This window comes from Acinetobacter sp. YH16044, assembly GCF_013417145.1.
Lineage (GTDB): Bacteria > Pseudomonadota > Gammaproteobacteria > Pseudomonadales > Moraxellaceae > Acinetobacter > Acinetobacter amyesii.
This window is the reverse complement of the sequence record NZ_VPEK01000015.1, coordinates 22522-41542: the sequence shown is the minus strand read 5'-3', so window position 1 is coordinate 41542 and position 19021 is coordinate 22522. Positions and strand designations below refer to the sequence as shown.

The window sequence follows — 19021 nt, the reverse complement described above, 5'->3', positions numbered from 1 at the left end:
TAAAAGACAGGCTTTGGCCTGTTTTTTTGTACATACCTAGCTAAATTAATTTTAAAAACAAGAAAAACAAAGCAATAAAAACATAAAATGTGAAATTTGCGCATTTAGTGGAAATTGGGTATTATTTTGCTTGAATATTGACCAGTATGTTTGGGCTGGCAGAGTTCAATGTAGAGATAACAATTTTAAAAATGGAAAATTAGAGGGCAGAACAGATGAAAAATAGCGCTTTTGTAAAAATAATAATGGTCACGGGTGTCTTGGGTTTAACGGCATGTGGCGGTAGTGATCGTGACGAGACAGGGAGTGTACCGCCAGAGGCAGTTGCCGATGCTATGGTTCAAAAAAGCGTAGAAGAGCTGACTTTATTAGATGTGAATAATCTTGCTTTAAATGCTGCATCGATTCAGATTTTAACTGATGAAGAATGGCAAAAAGTACAAGCAGGCAGTCTGAAAATAGCAACGAATACAATTATAGCGGATGATTCTGAGCAGTTCTTTCCACCGATCAATAGTTTACCGACAGCAACTCATTTTAAAGGTCAAAGTTATCTTGCCAATGCTCAAGGCATCGTTAAACTGCCTAAATTGGCTGCAGGCACATATTATGTTTTGGTCACTAAAAATGGACAGTCTACAGTTTCGGCATTCTTGATCCATCCTAAAAATACCAATAAGAGCATTGTGTTGAATGTGGTTCTCAACTGCTTAGATCAAGACTGTCAGACACTAAGTGATGCACCAGTCAATGATGCAGTGGTCGGAACATTGTCTGGTCAAGTGATTTTTAAAGGGAAACCTTTGGCGAATGCGCAAGTGTCATTGTCTGGCGGTACAGCGACCAATGGCGCATTTGTTAGTGCTTTGACTGATGCCAATGGATATTTCACGCTTTCATTTAATGTGAGCAATGATCTGCTTGAAGCATTGAAAAATGCCACGCTCACCATTAACGGTGCAGGAATTAACACTATTACGAAAAAAGTTATGGTCATTGCTTCTTCTGCATCGGGCTATCAATTTGAAGTGCTGCCTGAAACAGCATCTGTAGATGCGGTATGGCGTGAAACTTTTGAAGCGGATTCTGCTACTCGCAATGCATGGACAAGGTCGCAGCCAAGTGTGGCTAATGTCGATTGGCAGTTGCTAAACAAAGGTCACAACATTCGTAATAATCAAGTAAATCAGCGTGTGCGCTTAGCGCCGAATGATCAGAGCCAAGGCAAGGTGCCTGAGCCACTGCAAGGTAATACGGCATATTGGTATGGTGACAAAGTAAATGGCAACTTTATTGGTGCTTTAAGTGATTCATCTACGGCTCCAGAGTTTGATGGCGGCACCTCGCAGTATGACAATAGGGGTGAATTGATTTCACCTTCCATTAATCTAAGCCAGTATCAGGCGCCTTTGAGTTTAAGCTTTAAAACATGGTGGGAAATTGAGTCGGTCAATCCAAATAATCAGGGATTCGATTTGATGAATATTTTAGTTTCTACCGACGGCGGTAACAGCTTCAAGACTTTGGCTCGATTAAACCCGCTGGCAGATCCATCCTCGGCATATGAGCGCGCGCCGATTCCATACAGTAATTTAGGCTTTAACCTCGCACCGGCTGCTGTTCAGCAAGAAGCAATTTCATTAGATGAATATGCAGGCAAGGCCAATGTTCAGCTGAAATTCCAATTCAGAACAGTCGATCAACTTTATAACGGTTTCCGCGGTTGGATGATTGATGATGTGGTGATTCAGAAAAAAGCCGGTACTTTCCCATTATTTGATGGTGCGAGTTTTGATGAAAATTCAGATAGTTTCTCTCAGGACTATAGTGGCGTCGCTGCAAAACAAGCGGACACTGTGCTGAAAAGCACGAAGAGTTATGCACGGTGGGCTGAAGTTCCACAGCGTAAATAACGATTTACATGGTGGTGCAGTATGAATGGTTAGAATAGGTTTAGACGTACTGTATTCACTATCAATCATCCATCAAGTGAAGTGAATGCTAAAAAGCAGCTCTCTATTGAGGGCTGTTTATATTTAAAGGGACAATATATTCAGCCACTTAAGTATGCTGGCAGCTAAATTTTCTGGCTGTTCTAATAGAACCATATGGCCTATATTGTCCATCCTATCAAGTTGACTATGTGCTATAGATTGATGCAGCTCACGCACTGTATTCCATAATGATTCATACAGAAATGATTTGCGAATATTTGGCTGCAAAGAGCTGCACAGGCTACAATCCACTTTTTTATAAGATGAGAACGTGTTGTGAGCAGCGAAATGCCTCAATTGCAGCGCCGATTAAAGAACCGTCATATTCAGCTGATTGCAATGGGTGGCGCAATCGGGACAGGGCTATTTTTAGGCTCTGCGCATATTATTGAGTCGGCTGGACCATCGATAATTCTGGGCTATTTGATTGGTGGTTTGATTGCTTTTCTGATTATGCGCCAGTTGGGCGAGATGATTGTACAAGAGCCAGTCACAGGTTCATTCAGTCATTTTGCTTTTAAGTATTGGGGCAAGTTTGCGGGCTTTTTAACGGGCTGGAACTACTGGATTCTGTATATTTTAGTAGTGATGACCGAGCTGACCGCGATAGGCAAATATGTCAATTACTGGTGGCCGCATGTGCCTGCTTGGGTTTCAGTTTTGGTGTTTTTTGCTGTGATTACGCTAGCCAATTTAGCCAATGTCAAACTGTATGCAGAATCTGAATTTTGGCTGTCGATGATTAAAGTTGTGGCGATTGTTGCCATGATTATTTTTGGTATATATCTGCTACTTACAGCAGGCGCAGACTCTACCGCTTCGATTAGTAATTTATGGGTACATGGCGGCTTCTTCCCGCACGGTTTTGAAGGCTTATTCTACATGCTAGCCTTTATGATGTTTGCTTTTGGCGGCATTGAATTAATCAGCATGGCGGCGGCTGAAACTGAAAATCCTGATCAAAATATCCCGAAAGCGGTGAATCAGACCGTGATCCGCGTGTTCTTATTTTATATCTGTTCCTTGGCGGTACTGCTGTCGCTGGTGCCGTGGAATCAGTTGAAACTTGGCGGTTTGGATCATAGTCCTTTTGTGATGATTTTTAATCAGATGGGGATTGATTGGGCGGCACATTTGCTGAACTTTATTATTTTGACTGCATCCGTTTCGGTCTGTAATAGCGGCATGTATGCCAATAGCCGCATGCTGCTCGGTTTGGCAGAACAGGGCAATGCGCCAAAAACGTTTAAACAGGTAAATAAACACGGCACGCCGATTGCCGCGGTTTTATTTTCTGCTTTGCTGATTTTTGGTTGCGTGCTGCTGAATTATTTCTTGCCTGAAAAAGCCTTAAGTTACCTGATTTATATCGTGGTGAGTGCTGCGGTGCTGAATTGGATGTTAATCAGCTTGATTCATTTGAAGTTTAGAAAAGCGATGCAGCAGCAGGGTATACAGACCAAGTTTCCTGCTTTATTTGCACCGTTTACCAACTACTTTGTCTTAGTGTTCATGCTGATGATTTTGTACATCATGTGGAATCAGGGCTTTATGCTATCGGTGTTGATGCAGCCGCTATGGATTTTACTGCTGTATGTGCTGTTTAAAGTGATGCAAGCAAAGAAGGTTTAATACCATGAAGGCTTAGGGAAGAGCCTTTTGAAGTTTTAAATTCTTGGTTTAAAGTTGTTTAACAACGATTTTGAAAGAGTTTTATTAAATTGCTTGAATTAATAATTTGGTTTATTTAAGTAATTAAAATGTAAGTTAAAATATGTGATTTGTGTTGATTTTAGAATCAATAAATTTCATTTATTTTCTTGAATGATAAGTAAAATGAATAATTTATCAATTAACTCTCCTAATTCTCGCTGGGTTAAATCTTAGTTTTACTTTGGTTGCTTTAAGTTTCTTTGGGCTATCAAAGGAGCTTGCTTTAGCAGGAGTTTCAAGTACTTTAGGATTCTTATGTTTTTGGTGTCTGTGGAGTCAAATGACGGGGGGAATCTATCAAGAATTTTTTAAAGTGGATGATCAAGTGGCGAGTAAGTCTTATACCTATTTAACACTCATTGCTACTCATGAATTTCATGATGATCGATTTATTACCTAATGGATGGTAATAAAAATGAAGCATACTACATTAAGTCTATTTATTTATTTATTTATTTGAATTATATTAAAATATTTAATAATGGAAGCAGAAAAGATTTTAAATTTTAGTTTTAAATTCACCTAAATGACTTCAAAAAATTAAAGTCATTTAGGCGTACTTTCACTTTTTATGGATTGAGGGCTTCTTTAAACATTGGAACTAAAAGCTTATTTCCATATTCACTTAAGTGATTACCATCACGATAAATCGGGCGTCCTTTATACTCAGAAATACATTCATTTCCTTTACATAGATGTAATGCAGGGTCTAAGACTTTGGCCTGACATTGCTCTGCACTTTCTTGAATAATTTTGCGAATCTCTCCTGATCTTTTTAAATATGTGTCGTGTGAAATAAATATTTTTTCATTACGCTTGTAGAATACATTCTTAATGATTCTTTGCGGTAAATTGAAACCAACTTCTGGAATGGGTTGCACGATATAAACAGGATTGGTCTTAGAGGTCTGACACAAAACTTCAGTTAGATTCTTTTGAAATGAAATCATTCGATTCTTTTGAGTGATGTTTGGATTATCATCAAAATAAACAATAGGTTTAGAACTCTTAGCATCCATGATATCAGGGTCATTTTCTCCAATTAAATAGCTTGGGTACCTTGCAATGAAAACCATTGGAATATTTTCATATTTTTTGGATGCAATTAAGTTTAAGCGTTTCTGATTAATTTCTGGGCAAGGACTTTTATCTTTGTAAAACTGTAGATTGGGAATAAATGGGCAGGCAGAAGTTGTAAATGAAATGATACCGTCAGCTTTCAAATTAAAAGTGGTTGCCACAGAGGTGGTCATTGCATCAGCATGGCTATCTCCAATAACAATGGCTTTAATTTTAGTTGGGTTTCCTATAATACATTCATGCAACTCTTGTTGGTCACAATCATAAGGATTGGTATTATTGATTTCTTCATTTGCGATTTTAGCTACTTCTGGAAGTCGAGAATCGACACCATCATTAGATTTGATGAAATGGCCGACGCCTAAAAGGAATAAAGCGAGATAAATTGCTTTCACTTTATAAAGCTTTTTCCAAGATGAATAGCGTGGGAAATGAATCTTTTCAATAGCGTGATAACTTAAGACGCCACATAAAATTGACAGAGGGATTCCGTATATCCACCAATTTTCGAGGCCAAGATAGAAACCCAAAACAACCAAGGGCCAATGCCAGACATAAATTGAATATGACCATTTTCCAACGTGGTTAAAAATTGGATTATTAATCAATATATTTTGCTGATGATTACTCACAATAATTAAATAAGCACCAAATACAGGAATAAGGGCCATATAACCCGGCCAAAGTATTTCACTAGATATAAAGATATACGATGCTAGAATCAGAACGAGTCCTAAGCATTGTGTCATGAGCTGTGATTTTTTGTTTTTTAGTGACCAAGGATAGAGGAATGCTAAACCACCTATGAGCATTTCCCATGCGCGACTTGTTAGTAGAAAATAGGCAGTTTTGCTGTCTTTATAGGTTGCAAAAATACAATAAATAAAGCTGACTAAAAAGAGCAAAAACACCACGCGTTTTAAATTATGAAGGTTTAAATATTTTTTTAAAAACAAAATGATAAGTGGAAAAACAATATAAAATTGCCATTCAACAGACAAAGACCATGTGTGTAATAACCATTTTGTGTGTTCAGCAGTATCAAAATAGCCACTGCCTTTTGAAAAAAGAATATTGGAAATAAAGAAAGAGCTTTTTTCGACTTGTCGTCCTAAATCCTTGTAATCAACTGGTGCTAAATAGAACCAGCCAAATATGACTAAAATGATAGACATTGTGGCTAAAACAGGAATAATTCGGTTTGCACGCGCTGTATAAAATTTAAATAGATTAAATGTGTTTTTTTCTATGCCATTAAAAATAATGGCGGTCATCAAGAAGCCTGAGATGACAAAGAAAACATCGACGCCTGCGAAGCCGCCGGTTAGCCATTGTGGATTAAAGTGAAATAGTACAACGGCCAATACGGCTATGGCCCGTAATCCATTGATATCGTGTCTGAATTGCATAAATAAAATAGCTAATCATTTAATTTTGGATGATTCTAACTTTAATTGGAGAGTGATCGATTAAAATTTCCATTTTTTTAATTTTTTGTTCAAAACAGGCAGACTGTTTTCCAATTTGATTTGAAATGATTTTAGATCAGTGAGGTGCTGTTTTTATTTTGAGTTTTGAATTAGAAAATAATAGTTAAAAATTAAGCTATAGACGTTGGAGGAGCTCAATCCTCTGCCGCTGTCCTTTGTTTAACTTCGATACCACCAATTCATAAGAGTTCAGCACCAAATCTTGCAGAAGTTCTTCTTCTAATTCTTCATCTGTAAAAACAGAAATCCAATGCTGCTTATTCATATGCCAGCCCGCACGAATAAAGGGATAAATATCTCTGAGCATTGAGCCATTGTCTGGCAGCACCTTTAAGTTGATGGCCGCTTTGCCTTCCAAATGAAAACTCAGCATAAAGACCTTCTCCATCACTTTAAACACATCACAGCCTTCACCAAAAGGCTGGCTACAGGTGGTTTCAGGCAGGGCTAAGGCCGACTTAGCAGCTACAGTGTGTAATGCAATCATAGGGGATAACCTAAAAATAAGCCTGAGTTTTAAAGCCTAGGGACGAATATGTATAACGGTATCATTATTCACCAATTGCCAAATTTCATCCATATCAATATTACGCACAGCAATGCAGCCCCAAGTCCAATCTTTTTGTGGGAAATAAGTCATCAGTTGTGGTGCAGCTTTCATTTGTAAACTGGTTGCCGAACCATGAATCATAATGTCACCACCTGCAGAAACACCTAAATCTTTAGCCTTTTGTTTATCGGTCGCATTGGGGTAAGAGATATGCAAAGACTTATAAAATGAACTTTGCGGATTGCGCCAATCAATCATATAGCTGCCTTCAGGCGTTTTGCCATCACCTTCTTGAACTTTATGTCCAAGCGGTTGAAAACCCAGACGCATCGGGTAACGCCGAATGACTTGATCCTGATGTTTTAATTCCAAATAACGCTGAGCCTTATGTACCTGAATATTGTCGATCGGCGTTTCTGTGCGAATTTTTTGAATTTGTAAATCGCTTAATTCAGGTGGAAAGGCCAGTGCATTGGTAGGTGTAGGTAGATATTTTTCAAATTTTTGATAGGCAAAGCAGGCAGCAACAATGCAGACGAGGATAGCGAAACTAAAGATCGTGATATTTTTTCTTGTCATTGTAATGTAGAGAATGAGCTGCCTTCACAGCTCATCCATTTCGGCATTGTGGATAATGTCTAAATTATCCACAATTTTGATCCGAGTGAAATGTGGATTTGTGGATAAATGTTTATGAAGAACAGCTGACCATTACTTCAGGCACATCACTTGGCAAGGGGCCTAAATCTTCAGTTTTTTCTAGGTCAGGCTGTTTAGTAAATGGCTGACTGAGCAATGTAAATAAACGTTCTACCTCTGAAAAATCATTGCGTTCAGCTAGCTCAATCGCCTTTTGCGCCATATGGTTGCGCAAAATATATTGCGGATTGGCCTTTGCCATTTCAGCATCTAAAGCATCGGTGTCCTGATGCGCACGGATGCTTTCATAGTGCGCTAAGAAGCTCTCAAATGCATATCGGTCAAGGCAATCATCTTTAATGGCTTCATATTCATGATTTTGCAGACGGATAAAGCTTTGCGTGTAATCCAGTTGTTCACTTTGCAGAATGCGTAAAAAGGCCATGGCGCAGTCGAAGCTGTCTTTATGAAAACTCGGCAGCCCCATTTTTTGGCTTAAGCCCAATTTATAATGTTCCAAGAAGGTCAGTTCAAAATGCTCTAAGCATTTGGCTAGATCTTCTTTCCATTGCTCTTTGTCATAATCTGCAGGGCAGAGCGGCACTAAGTTATTCAGCCATTGCCATAGATTCCAATGTCCGATACTTGGCTGCTGCTGATAGGTATAGCGGCCTTGGTAATCCGAATGGTTGTTAATCCAATTTGGACGGAAACGTTCCATAAAGCCATAAGGGCCGAAGTCCAAAGTTGAACCTGTAATATTCAGGTTGTCGGTATTCATCACGCCATGCGCAAAACCAATCAGCTGCCATTTGGCAATCATCACTGCGGTACGCTGAATGACTTGAGTGGCAAAAGCTAAAATCGGTTGTGCGGCATCCAAGCATTCAGGGTAGTGCCACTCAATACATTTTTGCGTGAATTCAGGTAGCAAATCACCCTGATATTGATTGATCCATTCAAAATGTCCCAATCGGATATGACAGTCAGATGTACGCAGCATCATCGCGCCGAGCTCGAGCTTTTCACGCTGCACGCCTTGCTCGGAACTGGTAAAACCCACTGCATTACTCGATGCAACACCTAAGCTGTTCAGCACATGTCCTGCCAAATATTCACGAATAGTCGAGCGCAATACTGCACGACCATCGCCCATGCGTGAATAAGGCGTAGAGCCTGCGCCTTTGAGATGCAGGTCAATGGTTTGCCCATGTTTATCGATGATTTGCGCAATCAATAAGCCGCGTCCATCGCCCAATTGGCCGGCCCATTGTCCAAACTGGTGACCTGCGTAGACCATGGCCAAAGGTTCAAATTCTGCAAAGGTTCTTTGACCGCTGCAAATGTCTACCCAAGCCTGTTTATCTGTCTCAGACCATTGCAGCTCATCCGCAAGAGCGGCATTAAAATGCCCTGCTTTTGCACCTTTTAGAGGAACTGGCTGCTGATGGTGATACAGGCGAGGTGGCAGGGTGTTATAGCGGGCATTGAACAGCATAATGATCTTGAAAAATTCAAATTATGTTGAAACTATAGCAAAGACTGGATGGAAAAACTGTAGCTTAAAAACAATAAAACCTCCACAAGGGAGGCTCTATCATCAGAAGGGCTTATAGAATTAAGCTGTTTTCTTTTTCAAATTACGCATCAATTGATTTAGTGTTTCACGGTGCTGTGACAAACGCTGTTCAACTTGTAGGAATTCAAGTTTGAGTTTGTCATCCATCTGATGAATTTTTTCAGCAACTGCTGTTTTCTTCGCTTGAATTTCCTGCTCTTTTAATTTTGCCCAGTCATTCAAAGTTTGCGAAAACGCATCATATTCTTGAGAAATACGTTGTTTTGCTGTCGTAATATCATCGGTCATATTCAGACCATAGATCGCAAGGTCTTGTTCAGCATATTTGAACTTCATTGCCAACTCAGCTTTTTTAATATTAAAGCTTGGAATACGGCGTAAATTTTTAGCAAGACCTAATTTAGAGCAGCTCCAAATCAACCATTTTGTTGGATCGTATTGCCACCATTTCACACCATTACGGTAGTCGTATTGGAAAATGTGGTGATAGTTATGATAACCCTCACCCCAAGTAGCAATAGCTAGCCAGAAGTTATCACGCGCGGTGTTTTCGTCAGTATACGGACGTTTACCCCACATGTGACACAGTGAGTTAATAAAGAACGTCACATGATGGCTCAAGATTAGACGCATTAAACCGCCCAATAATAGAACGCCCCACATGTCGCCAACAGCCCAACCAATTGGCACTAAAATCGCCGCATGAACAGCAATTACCAGTGGAATGTAGTATTTATCTTGGAACAAAACGACTTTATCTTTTAACAGATCAGGTGCGTTTTTGTAGTTCGGTTCTGCTGCTGGATAATCACGAAGCATCCACCCGATATGGGCATACCAGAAACCACGATTAATCGAGTATGGATCTTGGTCAATATCGTCTACATGACGGTGATGTGTACGGTGACCAGAAGCCCAGAACAAAATACTGTTCTGAACAGCAAAAGTACCCATGAGCATTAAAATGATTTTTAAAGGCAAGGTTGCTTCATAAGCACGGTGTGCCCATAAGCGGTGATAACCTGCGGTAATACCTAAACTGCTGACACCCAGTAAAACAAACATACTGATCCAAGCAGCGGCACTAAAATCATGATTAATGGCATATAACGGAATTGCAATAACTGCGACAATAGGTAAAAACACCAATGCAAAAATAGCAATCCAGTTCATTGGGGCTTTGGGTAGGGGAGCATTCATCTCCAACAGCACTCCTGAAACCTTGGGAGGTATAGATAGGACTAATCCCATTAATTTTTTAAGGGATTTTAAACGTACAGAATAGTAGCACGGGAAAACCCGTTTTCACCACTGTTATTGTACAGTTGTATTGTACTAAACAGTAACATAATACGACTGAAGTTATTTGACTTTTTGTGGGGTAAAAAAGATGCTAAAAAAACAGCAAAATCGTCAAAATAATCCGCAGCTTTTGGTCAAACACTGTATCTGGGGCGGCTTTCTGATCAGTTGTCTGGGACTCATGGCCTGTCAAAGTTCTCCGACGCAGAAGGTGACTACAAAGTCACAAGGGAAATCACAGGAAAAGTCACATGGCAACAGCGTTGAGCAGCCATTAAAAGTCATTCGCGTAAATGATGGGATACAAGATATTCCATGGACGATTGTGCAAATTGCAGGGCAAAAAGCCAAGTTCTTTCATCATCAACCTTATCTTCAGTTCAATTCGCAATTTCGACAAATTCAGGGAAATACGGGATGTAACACTATCAGTGGCACTTATGTGATTGATACCTTAAAACACAGCATTGATCTGAATGCCCGAGCAGGTTATTTCAGCTGTGATTCGGCTTTGGCTCAAGAGGCTGAACTTTTAGATGCCTTGCAAGCCGCAACACAATTCCAAATAAAAGGGAAACACATGACGATGCAAAACAGTCGGGGACAAACTGTATTGGTTTTGGAAAGAAAATAGACCGATTGAAATATCGACGTGTTGATCGAGAAGTGAATTACACAAATCTAGGTGAATAAAGCAGCATTAAAAATGCTGCATCATTAATTTAGGATAGTCGGTAATTAAGCCGTTAATGCCCCAATCTTTAAGCTGTTTAGCACGATCAACGTCGTTGACAGTCCATACGCTCACATTTAATTTTGCCTGCTGCGTGGCCTGAATAATGTCTGAATTGGCGAGTTGGTTCATCCAACCGATTTGGATACAACCTAATTCAAGTGCTTGTTCAATCGCTTTAAATTTTACGTCTGTTTCAACCAAAAGCCCGCGTTTGAAGCCGGATTTTTTTTGTTGCAAAGCAAGATGAATTTTAGGGTCAAAACTGGTGATCACCGCGGAATGTTCGAAACCTTGGAGCTGTTGTTCCAAGGTTTCAGTCAGCGCTTCAGCTTCAGTCTGTGTCTTCACTGCTTTCACTTCGACTTCAATATGATCGAAGTTATGAATAATTTTGAGCGTTTGTTCGAGCAGTGGCGTCGGCTCAACTTTATTCCATTCTGACCATGTCACTGCATGGTTATACGGTTCTAGTTCAGAACTTTCGCATTCATAAAGATACTTATCTTGGCCGGTGGTACGGATGAATTGATCGTCATGCATCACAATTAAGGCGCGATCTTTTAGTTGTCGCACATCAAATTCAACTGAGCGTATGCCTAAATCTTGAATATATTGGAAACCACCTAGGGTATTTTCAGGTGCTTCACCACGAGCGCCACGGTGACCGATTATGCGCATAAAGGGCCTGCAAAATTGAAAGATAAAAACATAGTGTCCTGTAAGAATGACAGGGAGATGACACTGTTATTTTGATCCGATCATCCTGAAATACAAGAATGATCGGACGAAATGTTTCGATTTATTTCAATGTAAAATAGACTTTTAATTGGTCAAAGGATTTGAGCAATTTTTGAATCCAAAACTTATTGATCAATCGTGTCGTTAATATTTTTCTGCCACAGCACCTCAGAACCACCTTCAGCGCGTTGTAATGTACGCGATGCGACAAATAACCAGTCAGAGAGTCGGTTAAGTAGCTGCAATGACGGTGCTTGAATGTTCTGGTCACGGTTATGTACAGCCATTAAACGACGTTCTGCACGGCGGCAAACTGCACGCGCTTGATGGGCAAAGCTGCACACCAATGTTCCTGATGGCAGGATAAAGTCTTTGAGCATTGGCAGCGCTTCATTCATACGGTCAATGTCATTTTCCAAAAACTCAATTGACACAGGTTGTACCAAGTTGAAGTTTGGAATGCAGACTTCACCGCCAAGGTCGAATAACCAATGCTGAATCAGGCTGAGCGATTTATCCCAAGCCGCTTTGTCTTCAATACTGCTAAGTGCGATGTGCGAACGCAGAATACCAATGCTTGAATTGAGTTCATCGACATCTCCTAAGGCTTCAATGCGTAAATCATCCTTTGCTACACGTGATCCGTCACCAAGACCTGTTGTGCCTGAATCGCCTGTGCGGGTATAAATTTTACTTAAACGGTGGCCCATTTTAATTGTCCATTTTTTGATTAAAAGTTGAATAAATCAGTGTGAAATTAATATCTAACTGTGATGCCAAAGGAAGCCAAACGGCCGCCATTTAAATAGAATTTGCCGTCGAAATTGCCAGCAGAAGCCGTTTTATATTGAACATCGCCGACATTTTGAATATTGGCAAAGAAGCGCAGTTGCTCGTTGGGTTGGTAATAACTATTGAAATCAATCTGAGCATGTCCAGGGATCACATCCTCATCATAATTACTGCTGTCTGAATGGCTGTTCGCACTCAGTGTTGTTGACAGCCCATAATGTTCATCAGCCCAACCAGCTGACAATGCCAGTTTTTGACGTGGGCGGCGGCTCAAATCCAAACCTGTTTTATCATTTTTTGCTTGATTGTAGCTATAACTGGCCTTTGTAAAAAATGCCTCATTGCTCCAATTCACATAGACTTCTGAACCTTGAATGGTCACTGCATCAATATTGGCAAACTTCCAGTTATTGTTGGGATCAGAATCAATAAGGTTATCAATTTCAGTTCTGTAGATAGACAAACCAGTTTTTAGTTGTGGTGTCATTTGTAGGTCTAGCCCAATTTCATAGGATTGACTTTCTTCGGGTTTTAAGTCAGGGTTTGCATAGTCGCCATAATATAAGTCGTTCATGGTTGGCGCTTTAAATGCTGTACCAATATTGGCATAGCTACTAAACAACGGCGTGAAAAAATAACGCGCAGCAACTTGTCCGACCGTGTGTTGACCATATTTTTCATGGTCTTCACGACGAATACCCGCTTGAGTTTTTAATTTATCAGTTTGATATTGGTGCTGTAGATAATAACCCGTACTGTTTAAGTCTTGATGAAAAGACTCTGCAGTTTTTAGCGTTGATGTTTCTAGCTGCCGATGGGTGATGCCTGCAATGATGTTCTGAGACGGCGTCATTTGCTGTTTTGCGGTCAGTTCATATTCAGTGGATTCATAATGGGTCTGTTCAAAGATTTTGAGCTGTTCCAACTCATCTTTAAAATAAGACACGCGAGCATTCAGGGTCAGCTGATCTGTGGGGTTGAAGTGTGACTTCAGGGTTGCAATTTGATTTTTAAAATCTTGCGACTTTTGCTCATATTGCAGTGAATTCCAGCTGTATTGCTCATATTGAGCATTACCTTGGTTTTCAGAATAATCCAATGAAGTGCCAAAGCGTGTTTCTTCATAGCCAAATTTGGTAGACACGCCTTTTTGATTAAAGCTAGAAGCTCTGGCATTTTCATGTTCATGAATCAATGTGCCGTCGGTTTCTAAACGCTGTCCACGAATTTGCGCATAAAAACCTTGCTTGGCTAGGTCTACCCCGACAGTACTTTTATAGGTTTGATTTCCACCTATTTCAGCGCTGATAAAAGCTGCATTTTTTTCAGGGGTTTTGCTAATGATTTGTACCACACCACCAATGGCATTGGTGCCATAAAGGACAGATGCTGGGCCTTTTAAAACCTCAATCTGCTTAATGTCTGTGGTATCTATAAAATTATTTGGCGCTAAACCGCTGGCATCATTATTTAAACGGACACCGTCACGCAATACCAAAGTGTGGTCTGACTCTGTGCCACGTAAAAAAAATGAAGCTTGTTGTCCATAGCCACCCAGCTGCACCATATTGATAGAAGCATCACTCATTAATAAATGTGGAAATGATGCAATTGGTGATTGATCTATGAGCGACTCATCAATAATGGAAATACGTGCTGGCACATTTTCCAATTTTTCTGCAGAACGTGTTGCTGTGACGACAATGGTGTCCATTCTAGGTTGTGTAATGGAATCCGCTGCAACAGACATTTCGGAGTTAAAAATACAAAGCGCAGATATGCCAGCTGCAAGCGCAGTCGGCTGAAAAGGAAAAGGCATACAAAGCTCCATGCATTTACCCCACGTAAATGATTGAGTGATAGAACACGGTCGGCAGGTATCGGACTGGCAAGGTTTCGCTTGCGCACCGTTGCGGGGGCAGTGTTGTAGAAACTTCCCATGCCAACTGTTGTGAATGGTTTAAGTATAGAGAACTCCGATTTATCGAACAATCGAATCCGTCGGGCATTTTAAGATAGCTGCATATACAGCTTGACTTGCTGTGGGGCAGAAACTAATCTGCCCATGCTTCAGGTGCTTCCTTAATTGAGAAGTGAAACTGGGAAGTCAGTCCAGCAGTATAGATCTGTTGTTATCTGACACTGCCCCCGCAACGGTGAATCGTTATTCATAACGTAAGTCCGGAGACCGGCCTGATGCAGACCTATTCATAATGCGGCGGGCGTTATAGCGGGATTGCATGCTTCTGTCTGAAAAATGGCAAGCCATCGCTTACCCAAAAACTGCCTCGCGTTAATCACTTTTATTTCGCACGGGTGGTGCGATCGGGGAATACAGCATGCATTCTTTCTCTAAGACTCTTATCGGGTCGCTTTTTGTTTTATCTCCACTTTCTGCGGCCATGGCAGAAGACCAAGTTCATCAACTTCCAGTCATTACCAACACCGTTGCCAATATTGTTGAGCAAGACTCACAAAAAACTTTGGCAGCAGTGACCGTGATTAGCCGTGAAGAAATTGAACGTAAGCAATTTAATTCATTACAAGACTTATTACGTACTGTGCCGGGCGTCACGTATAGCAATACTGGCGGTTTAGGTAAAGTTACCAGTGTTTCAATTCGCGGTACGGGTAATCGCCATGCATTGGTCTTGGTGGATGGTCAAAAGGTAGGTTCAGCAACGCTTGGTGAAACGGCTTTTGAACACTTCCCAATTGATCAGATTGAGCGTGTCGAAGTTCTGCGTGGTCCGCGTTCTAGCTTGTATGGTTCAGAAGCGATTGGCGGTGTAATTCAAATCTTTACCCGTAAAGGCACGCAAAACGGCATAAAACCATTTGCATCTTTTACCTATGGTTCGCATGAAACGTATCAAGGGAATGTTGGTTTAAATGTTAAACATGACAATACTTGGGCAACCTTGAGTTTAGCTGGCACCAAAACCCAAGGCATCGACGCGACAAATATTAATGAAGCCAATGATTTAGATAAAGACGGCTACGAAAATAAGTCTGCATCTTTACGTATGGGGCATAAATTCAATGATCAGTTTGATATTGATGCAAGTGTTTTAGTTGTTGATGGTGAAAATGAATATGATAATAGGGATGACTGGGGTTCTCCTTATATTGATGCAAAAAATGTGCATAGTAAAATCGAGCAAAATGTTTACAGCATTGGTGCTACCTACAAGCCATTTGATGTGTGGACTACAGGATTAAAGTTAGGTCGCTCTGAAGACAAGTTAGATAGCCGAGATGGCTATCCATCAGTGATCAACACTCAGCGGGACAGCTTATCTTGGCTGAATACATTGAACTTTAATCAGCAAAATACATTGATGCTTGGCTTTGATTATCAGAATGATGAAGTCTCAGGTACTAAAGCTTATGCTGTTAAAGAGCGTGATAACAAAGCTTATTTTGCGCAATATCTAGGTTCATTTGGTAACTTCGATGTGCAAGGTGCAGTCCGTCAGGAAGATAACGAGCAGTTTGGTAATCATACGACTGGAAGCGCAACTTTAGGATATCGCTTCAATGATGCCATACAAACTTATGTCAGCTATGGCACCGCATTCAAAGCCCCAACATTCAACGATTTGTATTGGCCAGGAAGTGAAAGCCCGACATTGGTTCCAGAGGAATCTGAAAACTATGAAGTTGGTTTCAAGGGCGTGGTCAGCAATGTTCAATGGGAGCTAAACGCTTTCCATAATGAAATTGAAAACATGATCGCATGGGCACCAAATGCATCGGGGAACTATGTTCCAAGCAATATAGATAAAGCCAAAATTAAAGGCGCTGAACTATCACTTACTCAGCAGTTGAATAATTTTCTTTGGAATATCAATTATACCTATCAAGAGCCTGAAAATGAGACAGCAGGGTCCCATGGCAAGCAGTTGGTCTTAAAGCCAAAGCAAATCTTTAATGCATCAGCTGATTATACGATGGATAAATGGACTGTCGGCGCTTCAGTTCATGCCGAAGATAAGCGTTATACCAATGCTGCAAATACTGATGAGTTGGGTTCTTTTGCCACAGTAGATACGCGAGTAACTTATCAAGCAACGCCTGAATTCAGTGTTCAAGCCAAGCTTGCCAATATGTTTGATAAAGAATATTCGACCAACTACAGCAATAGCACTTTATTTAATCAAGACGGCCGCACAGCTTGGATAACCTTACGTTATGCGATGAAATAATTCATTAAAATTTCAAAAGGCCCTGATCATTCAGGGCTTTTTATTTTTGCGCAGTAATCATGCTGAAAATCCACGCAATGCATGAAAATTGCATTACAATGATTCGCCTTTATATTCATAGATAGGCTATGAATAGGGCGGAGTCAGAGCCAAAACAACATGCGAACCCGTGCCAAAATCTGCGGAATTACACGTACTCAAGATATTCAGTCTGTCGTCCAAGCTGGTGCAGATGCGATAGGATTTGTATTCTTTGCGCCCAGCCCGCGCAGTGTAACGGCAGTGCAGGCCGCTGAACTGATTCAGCATGTGCCGCCGTACGTGCAGACCGTGGGTTTATTTGTGAATGCGTCGGCTGTGGACATACAGGCTATTTTAAAAATTTCACCTGTAGACATACTGCAGTTTCATGGCGATGAAAGCCCTGAACAGTGCCAAACGATTGCGAAGTCCGTTGGACGCCGTTGGTATAAAGCCATTCAAATGAAACCTGAATTGGATGTGATTGCAGAAATCCAAGCTTTTCAGCAGGCAGGGGCAAGCGCCGTACTGTTAGATGCATGGCATCCTGAGCTGAAAGGCGGTACAGGGCATAGCTTTGACTGGGCACAGTTCCCAAAACTCGATATTCCTTTAATTTTGGCGGGCGGTTTAAAGCCTGACAATATTGAAGAAGCGATTCAAACCACTGGCGCTTACGCCGTAGATGTGAGCGGTGGTGTAGAATCGGCAAAAGGTATTAAAGACCAACAACTCATAGAACGCTTTATGCAAGGAGTCCATCGTGGATCAGCAAAATAAGATTGACTATACCCAATTCCCTGACGCACAAGGGCATTTTGGTATTCATGGCGGGCGTTTTGTGTCAGAAACTCTTATGGCAGCACTTGAGGACTTAGAAAAACTCTATTTCCGCATGAAAGATGATGCACAGTTTTTGGCAGAATTCGACCGTGACTTGGCGTATTACGTCGGTCGTCCTAGTCCTTTGTATTATGCTGAACGATGGTCGAAAGAGTTGGGTGGTGCGCAAATTTATTTAAAACGTGAAGACCTGAACCATACAGGTTCACATAAAGTGAATAACACGATTGGTCAGGCTTTGCTGGCTAAACTTTCAGGTAAAAAACGTATTATTGCGGAAACAGGCGCAGGTCAGCACGGCGTAGCAACGGCAACGATTGCAGCGCGTTTAGGCCTTGAGTGTGTGGTGTTTATGGGTGCTGAAGACGTAAAACGTCAAGCCATGAACGTATACCGTATGCGTTTGCTTGGCGCAACGGTCGTACCTGTGGAAAGCGGTTCAAAAACATTGAAAGATGCGATGAACGAAGCAATGCGTGACTGGGTAACCAATGTTGACTCTACTTATTATGTGATTGGTACTGTGGCTGGCCCACACCCATATCCGCAATTGGTTCGTGATTTCCAATCGATCATTGGCCGTGAAGCGCGTAAACAAATTCAGGAACAAGCTGGCCGTTTACCAGATGCGCTTGTTGCATGTGTAGGCGGCGGTTCAAATGCAATGGGCTTATTCTATCCATTCTTAAATGATGAAGATGTGAAAATGTACGGTGTTGAAGCTGCAGGCTACGGCATTGAAACGGGCAAGCATTCTGCACCATTAAACGCAGGTCATGTCGGTGTACTTCACGGTAACCGTACGTACTTGATGTCGGATGATCAAGGTCAAATCATTGAAACACATTCAATCTCTGCAGGCTTGGACTACCCAGGTGTAGGCCCTGAGCACAGTTTCCTCAAAGATATGCACCGTGTGAACTATGTGCCAATCAATGACACTGAAGCGCTGCAAGGTTTCCGTGACTTAACCCAAATTGAAGGTATTATCCCTGCATTGGAAAGCTCACATGCGATGGCTTATGTGACGAAACTTGCGCCGACCATGGACAAAGACCAAATCATTATTGCGACTGTATCAGGCCGTGGCGATAAAGATTTAATGACCGTTGCCCGCATTGATGGCGTGGAAATGGTTGAGATATAAACTCCTTTAAGCCTCTCCCTTTGGGATGAGAATCTCGGAATATATTCTGAGTTCGCAAGTGGAGAGGGTGAATTAAAAATCGCGCAGAAGCAATTCCGCGCGATTTTTTCTTGCTGAAAATTTTATTGAGGCAAATCACTACAAAATAGATGCAGAATAAAAGTGTGAAATAAATCACAATACTGTGGA

14 protein-coding genes and 1 riboswitch are annotated in these 19021 nt (G+C 41.1%); of the genes, 6 read left to right on the top strand and 8 right to left on the bottom strand.

The window, feature by feature from the left end:
* Nucleotides 1–215: 215 nt before the first annotated feature.
* Both FTV38_RS10355 and FTV38_RS10350 read left to right on the top strand, forming a co-directional pair.
* Nucleotides 216–1913 carry a carboxypeptidase regulatory-like domain-containing protein gene (locus FTV38_RS10355; protein WP_180022416.1) on the top strand — a complete coding sequence of 566 codons (1698 nt, stop codon included), beginning with the start codon at nucleotides 216–218 and terminating at the stop codon, nucleotides 1911–1913.
* 357 nt (nucleotides 1914–2270) lie between these two features.
* Entirely contained in the window at nucleotides 2271–3626 is a 1356-nt protein-coding gene (locus tag FTV38_RS10350) for an amino acid permease (protein ID WP_180022415.1), read from the top strand.
* A gap of 650 nt (nucleotides 3627–4276) precedes the next feature.
* Here the strand turns inward: FTV38_RS10350 and FTV38_RS10340 are convergent.
* From FTV38_RS10340 to FTV38_RS10320, 5 genes are all read right to left on the bottom strand, one after another.
* Nucleotides 4277–6196: an acyltransferase family protein gene (locus FTV38_RS10340; protein WP_180022414.1), complete on the bottom strand. Its 1920-nt coding sequence runs from the start codon at nucleotides 6194–6196 to the stop codon at nucleotides 4277–4279.
* Between the two features lie 196 nt (nucleotides 6197–6392).
* Nucleotides 6393–6764: an MmcQ/YjbR family DNA-binding protein gene (locus FTV38_RS10335; protein ID WP_168378763.1), complete on the bottom strand. Its 372-nt coding sequence runs from the start codon at nucleotides 6762–6764 to the stop codon at nucleotides 6393–6395.
* A gap of 36 nt (nucleotides 6765–6800) precedes the next feature.
* Complete coding sequence (locus FTV38_RS10330) at nucleotides 6801–7406, bottom strand: murein L,D-transpeptidase family protein (protein WP_168378764.1); 606 nt, start codon at nucleotides 7404–7406, stop codon at nucleotides 6801–6803.
* A gap of 112 nt (nucleotides 7407–7518) precedes the next feature.
* The gene (locus tag FTV38_RS10325) at nucleotides 7519–8964 is read right to left on the bottom strand and encodes a YdiU family protein (protein WP_180022413.1); all 1446 of its coding nucleotides are present in this window, start codon (nucleotides 8962–8964) and stop codon (nucleotides 7519–7521) included.
* 120 nt (nucleotides 8965–9084) lie between these two features.
* A complete protein-coding gene (locus FTV38_RS10320) occupies nucleotides 9085–10245 on the bottom strand; it encodes an acyl-CoA desaturase (RefSeq protein ID WP_180022412.1) in 1161 nt (386 codons plus the stop codon).
* Nucleotides 10246–10435: 190 nt separating this feature from the next.
* Between FTV38_RS10320 and FTV38_RS10315 the strand changes: the two genes are divergently transcribed.
* Complete coding sequence (locus FTV38_RS10315; protein ID WP_180022411.1) at nucleotides 10436–10981, top strand: META domain-containing protein; 546 nt, start codon at nucleotides 10436–10438, stop codon at nucleotides 10979–10981.
* A 66-nt stretch (nucleotides 10982–11047) separates the two neighbouring features.
* Here the strand turns inward: FTV38_RS10315 and FTV38_RS10310 are convergent, their stop codons facing one another.
* The 3 genes from FTV38_RS10310 to FTV38_RS10300 form a co-directional block, all read right to left on the bottom strand.
* The gene (locus tag FTV38_RS10310; RefSeq protein ID WP_180005543.1) at nucleotides 11048–11761 is read right to left on the bottom strand and encodes a glycerophosphodiester phosphodiesterase; all 714 of its coding nucleotides are present in this window, start codon (nucleotides 11759–11761) and stop codon (nucleotides 11048–11050) included.
* 185 nt (nucleotides 11762–11946) lie between these two features.
* Nucleotides 11947–12531, bottom strand: coding sequence for a cob(I)yrinic acid a,c-diamide adenosyltransferase (locus FTV38_RS10305; RefSeq protein WP_111885379.1), 585 nt, complete (start codon nucleotides 12529–12531; stop codon nucleotides 11947–11949).
* Between the two features lie 47 nt (nucleotides 12532–12578).
* Entirely contained in the window at nucleotides 12579–14432 is a 1854-nt protein-coding gene (locus tag FTV38_RS10300) for a TonB-dependent siderophore receptor (protein WP_180022410.1), read from the bottom strand.
* A gap of 236 nt (nucleotides 14433–14668) precedes the next feature.
* Nucleotides 14669–14825, top strand: a riboswitch (cobalamin riboswitch).
* Nucleotides 14826–14952: 127 nt separating this feature from the next.
* Between FTV38_RS10300 and FTV38_RS10295 the strand changes: the two genes are divergently transcribed.
* The 3 genes from FTV38_RS10295 to trpB all read left to right on the top strand — a co-directional run bounded on the left by FTV38_RS10295 (nucleotide 14953) and on the right by trpB (nucleotide 18832).
* Nucleotides 14953–16821, top strand: a complete 1869-nt coding sequence (locus tag FTV38_RS10295) for a TonB-dependent receptor domain-containing protein (protein WP_180022409.1) — start codon at nucleotides 14953–14955, stop codon at nucleotides 16819–16821.
* A 159-nt stretch (nucleotides 16822–16980) separates the two neighbouring features.
* Nucleotides 16981–17622 carry a phosphoribosylanthranilate isomerase gene (locus tag FTV38_RS10290; RefSeq protein ID WP_180022408.1) on the top strand — a complete coding sequence of 214 codons (642 nt, stop codon included), beginning with the start codon at nucleotides 16981–16983 and terminating at the stop codon, nucleotides 17620–17622.
* Complete coding sequence (gene trpB, locus FTV38_RS10285; protein ID WP_180022407.1) at nucleotides 17606–18832, top strand: tryptophan synthase subunit beta; 1227 nt, start codon at nucleotides 17606–17608, stop codon at nucleotides 18830–18832. Before FTV38_RS10290 ends, trpB begins: the two co-directional genes overlap by 17 nt.
* Nucleotides 18833–19021 lie beyond the last annotated feature (189 nt).